Here is a 1981-nt window from a genome sequence, read left to right as displayed (position 1 = left end):
GACCAGTTGGTGCCTTTCGAGCTGATGTCGAAACCGACTCATCGGCGGGGAGGCGGGGAGCCGAGCCGGTGGCGTCGCCCGACTCAGCTCGAAAGTCCGTGCGATGCCGTCCGAGCGTGTGCACCGTCGCCACCGACTCAGCTCGGCCGGGCATGCGGTTGCCGCCTGGCATGTGCGACGTCACCACCGACTCAGCTCGAACGGCATCCGACTGCGGGCCGGGCACGTTCGACATCACCATCGACTCAGCTCGAAAGCGGCTCTCTATCCACATGCCGACCCCTTGGGAAGCTGATGTCCACAGGGTTATCCACAGGTTGGTGGTGGCTGTTGAGATCGCGCCTGCGCAGGCGGGAGCATCCCGGGTGTGGATGAGCCGACGTCCGGGACCGAACAGAGCACCGATCTGGGTGACCTGCTGCGCCGGCTACGGCGGCGGGCTGACCTGAGCCAGCGGGAGCTGGCCGACCGGGCCGGAGTTCCGCAGGCCGCCGTGGCGCGGATCGAGTCCGGGCGGACCACCGACCCGCGTTACCGGACCGTGGAGCGGCTGGTCCGGGCGGCGAATGGGCGGGTCCGACTGGATGCCGGGCCGGCTGCCGAGGATGTCTGCCCGTCGCCGGTGCCACACGGGGAGCTGCGGGACCAGGCCGGCCGGCGGTATCCCGCGCACCTGGACGTGTGGGAGGTCCACGAGCCCCGGGACTGGCCGGGAGCGTGGTGGGCGGAGTGGTACACACTGCCGCCGAAGCGGTGGCCCCTGCCGCTGCCGCCAGCCACCTACCGGTTGAACCGGGAGTACCGGGACCAGCGGCGCGAGCGGGAGTGGGTGCGGGGGTCCGTGACGGTGCGGCGGGTGACCGGGCCCACGGTGCCGGCGACGGCCTGGCGGTTCGTGGCGGAGCGGCCCGGTGGCGATCTGGTCGGTGAGCTGCGGGCGCACGAGCAGAGTCCGCACCTGCGCTGGGGTGGCGAGGAGCGGCCGGGGGAGCGGGAGGTCGTCCTCGACGGGGTGCTGGTGGCGGCCGAGCGTCGCCGGTTGGGCATCGGGCGCCGGCTCGTGGAGGCGTTGCTCGCCGAGGTGGCGTCGAGTGACCTCGCCTGCGTCCGGGCGCTGGCTCAGGAGCCGGGAGTCACCTTCCTGTTGGCGTGCGGGTTCCGGATGGAGGCGAGCCGGCCGGCGGCGTTGCGGTTCGACCGGCCGGTCACTCGAGGGCGGCCGCCGCAGGTCTAGCGGAGGGCCGCGGACGCTGCGGTGAGTGCGGCGAAGGCCTCGCGCATGCGCCACGAGCTGCGGTCGCGCGGGCCGATCGGGTTGGAGACCGTCCGCAGCTCGGCGAAGGGCAGGCCGGCCTGGGCGGCGGCGACGGCGACGCCGTACCCCTCCATGGCCTCGGCCACGGCGTCGGGGTGGCGGTCGGCGAGCGCCGCGGTGCTCGCGGCCGTGCCGGTCACCGTGCTGACCGTGAGCACCGCGCCGACGGTGGCCTCCGGCAGGGCGGTGCGCAGGGCGCCCAGCAGGCCGGGGTCGGCGGGTACGGTGCTGCCGCCGCCGAGCAGCTCGGGCGGCATGCCCAGATCCTCCAGCGGGATGAAGCCGGTGGGGGACTCGGCGCCCAGGTCGGCTGCCACGCTGCGGGTGGCCAGGACGGTGCCGCCGACCGGGGCGCGGCCGACGAAGCCGCCCGCGATGCCCGCGCTGACCACCGCCCGGTACGGGCGTCCGGCCGCCTCGGCCAGCGCCAGCAGCCGCGCGGTGGCGGCGCCGGCGACGGCGGAGCCGACCCCGACCGGCGCGACGGTGACGGCGGCGTCGGTGCCCCTGAGGTCGGTGAGGCCCGCCCGGACCGCGTCCGCCTCGGCGGGCACCGCGGTCACCACCAGCAACCCGGTCACGCCACCGGTCCCCGGGGCTCCCGCCGGTTCTCCTCCTCGCTGCCGCCCGGGTTCCACATCTACCGCCCCTCGTCCTCCGTGGGCG

The 1981-nt window shown here is 75.2% G+C and carries 2 protein-coding genes; one reads left to right on the top strand and one right to left on the bottom strand.

All coding sequences use genetic code 11. The annotated features are described in order from the left end of the window. The first annotated feature begins 367 nt into the window (after positions 1-367). Positions 368-1234 (top strand): helix-turn-helix transcriptional regulator, encoded by an 867-nt coding sequence (locus F8274_RS30520; protein WP_151465845.1) that lies wholly within the window; start codon positions 368-370, stop codon positions 1232-1234. Here F8274_RS30520 and F8274_RS30515 read toward each other — a convergent pair. Next, complete coding sequence (locus F8274_RS30515; protein WP_151465843.1) at positions 1231-1896, bottom strand: futalosine hydrolase; 666 nt, start codon at positions 1894-1896, stop codon at positions 1231-1233. The two genes, F8274_RS30520 and F8274_RS30515, sit on opposite strands and share 4 nt — an antisense overlap. Positions 1897-1981 lie beyond the last annotated feature (85 nt).

The sequence above is a fragment of the Micromonospora sp. AMSO31t genome, assembly GCF_008868175.1.
GTDB lineage: Bacteria > Actinomycetota > Actinomycetes > Mycobacteriales > Micromonosporaceae > Micromonospora.
Note: the sequence above shows the minus strand (reverse complement) of the source record. Positions and strands in the feature narration are given on the sequence as shown.